This window comes from Leucobacter sp. M11, from assembly GCF_035726885.1.
In the GTDB taxonomy this organism is placed as follows: Bacteria; Actinomycetota; Actinomycetes; order Actinomycetales; family Microbacteriaceae; genus JAPFRB01.
Genome location: NZ_JAPFRB010000001.1, coordinates 656698 through 659262 on the forward strand (window position 1 = coordinate 656698; position 2565 = coordinate 659262).

Sequence of the window (2565 nt, forward strand, 5' to 3'; positions counted from 1 at the left end):
CCAAGGCCCTTCGCGCGGGCGGTGCGGACGTAGTCGGAGCCCATGGACTCGATCATGGAGGCCCGGGTTTGCCGCATGATGACCGCGGCGAGGCTGATGCCGAGGATGACGGCGGGCAGGGTCAGGTAGTAGAGACCCGTGATGGGGTTCTCGAGGACGGGCACGTAGCCGGAGGCGGGGAACCAGCCGAGGATGACCGAGAGGTACATGATGGCGAGGATGCCGAGCCAGAAGTTCGGCACGGACAGGCCAACGATCGCGAAGAGGTTCGCGATCCACTCCGGCCAGCGGCCGCGGAAGCGCTCGGCGATGACTCCGGCGAGCACGCCGACCACGACGGCGATGACGATCGCGTAGGTCGCGAGCCACAGCGTGACGGGCAGGGTCGCGCCGATGAGCTCGGTGACGGGGGCGCCCGTGCGCAGCGAGGTGCCGAGGTCGCCCCGGAAGAGGTTGCCGAGGAAGGTGAGGTACTGGACGACGATGGATTTGTCGAGACCGAGGCGTTCCCGGGTGGCGGCGACCATCTCCGGGTCGGCCTCCTCCCCGGCCATCGCGAGCGCGGGGTCGCCGGGGATCGCGCGGACGCCGATGAACACGACGATCGAGGCGATCAGCAGGGTGAGGGCCGACTGCCAGAGTCGGTTGAACAGGTAGCGGGGCATGGTCCTCAGTCCTTGTCGGCGACGAAGCCGGCTCGGCTGAGCCGGACCACCCCATCGGTGTAGGTGCGAACGCCGGAGACCTCCACCGTGTGTGCGGTGATGTTGCGCTGCCGGTACGTGTAGATCAGGGGGTTGTCGCGGTGGATGAGTTCGACGGCCTCGCCGTAGAGCTTCGCGCGCTCCTCGACGCCGTTGAGTTGCGCGGCCCGGGTCAGCAGGTCATCCATCTCCGGGGAGGAGTAGCCACCGTCGTTGTTTCCCGCTCCCGTCGTGAGGAAGGTCGCCGTGTTGCCGTGGGGGTCGATGCGCCCGGACCACCCGATCTGCATGAGATCGAACTTGCCCTGTTTCTGCATGTCGAGCAGCGTGGAGTATTCCACGGGCTGGATGCGCAGGTCGAAGCCGCCCTTGCGGACGCTCGCCTGCAGCGCCTGGGAGTATCGGAGCGCGTCCGGGGAGTTTGCGACCATGAGCTCGACCCGGAGCGGAATCTCGACGCCGGCCTCCGCCAGCAGCGCCTGTGCGCCCTCGGGGTCGTAGTCGACGCACTCCGTTGAGGCCTCGCTCGCGAAGGGGCTGTTCGGGGAGATCGGGGAGCACGCGGGGTCGTACCAGTTGTTAAACACGGAGTTCACGAGCGCGGGCCGGTCGATCGACATCGTGAGGGCCTGGCGCACGCGGGGATCGGCGGCGAGCGGCCCCTCGCGCTGCGCCACGGGCTGTCCGGTGCCGTTCGCGTTGCCGATGTTCACGGTCAGTCCCTGGTAGCCGAGGGACCCGGTCTGGAGCAGTTCGAGGTCGCGCTCCAGGAGGAGCGCGTCGGCGTCCTGCGGGGAGATCGCATCCGCCACGTGGACGTCGCCGGAGCGCAGATTCGCGGCGCGGATGTTGGCGTCCGACATGATCCGGTAGGTGATGGTGTCGAGGTGGACCTCGTCGGCGGCGTAGTAGTTCGGGTCCTTTTCCAGCGTGATCGAGGTCTGCGGGATGCGCTCGACAAAGCTGAAGGGGCCGACGCAGCTGGGGGCGTCGGCGAAAGGGGTGCTCTCGTCGGCGAGCGCCGTGGGCGACAGGATCATCCCGGCCCGGTCGGCGAGGGCCGCGGTGAGCGGGGCGAAGGGGGTGTCGTACTCGACGACGACGGTGGTCGCGTCCGGGGCGGTCACGCGCTCGATCGGGCCGAGTTCGGTCTTCCGGCCGGAGCCCTCCAGCGTGAGGTTGCGCTCAAAGGTGGTGCGCACCGCTTCGGCGTTGAAGGGGGTGCCGTCGGAGAAGACCGCGCCGGTGCGGACGGGAATGGTGACAGTGCGGCCGTCCGCGCTGATCTCGGGCAGCTCGGTGGCCAGCTGCGGCACGATCTCGCCGGAGGCGTCGATGTCGTAGAGCTTCTCGCACATCGAACTCATCACGAAGCGGGTGTAGAGCGAGGTGGAGGTGGTGGGGTCGAGTTTGTCGGGCTCGGAGGAGAGCGCCATGACCAGGTCGCCGCCCTCCTGGAGCGTTTCGGACCCAGGGGCCGCGGTGACGTCGGTGCGGGGCCCCTGCGCCTCGGGGTATTGCAGTGGCACGCACCCGGTCATCGCGATGGCCAGCGCGGCCAGCCCGGCCGCACCCGCCCACGCCCGGGGCGTTGTCGCCCGCGTTCCGTGTCTTTGCATGGTTCTCCTGACTGCTGGCTCCCCCTCGTTGGCAAACCAGACTGCTCAATAATGTATACAATTAGCAAGGGAATTGCCACATTATCGTATACAAATTATTGCGCAAGTTGCGTCCTCGCCCGACCGTCATCCGCGGTCATCGAGACGCTCAGCCCCCGGAGAAATCCGCGCCCATCCCGCGCAGATCGCCCGGCGGAACAGGTATTCCTCCCGGACATCGCGGCGGCTCCGTCGCTCAAGAT

The 2565-nt window shown here is 67.9% G+C and carries 2 protein-coding genes; both read right to left on the reverse strand.

What is annotated here, in order from left to right; translation table 11 throughout:
* Nucleotides 1–665, reverse strand: a 665-nt coding sequence (locus OOT08_RS03410) for an ABC transporter permease (RefSeq protein ID WP_325091136.1), incomplete at its 3' end; no start/stop codon positions are given.
* Nucleotides 666–670: 5 nt separating this feature from the next.
* Nucleotides 671–2323, reverse strand: a complete 1653-nt coding sequence (locus OOT08_RS03415; protein WP_325091137.1) for an ABC transporter substrate-binding protein — start codon at nt 2321–2323, stop codon at nt 671–673.
* Nucleotides 2324–2565 lie beyond the last annotated feature (242 nt).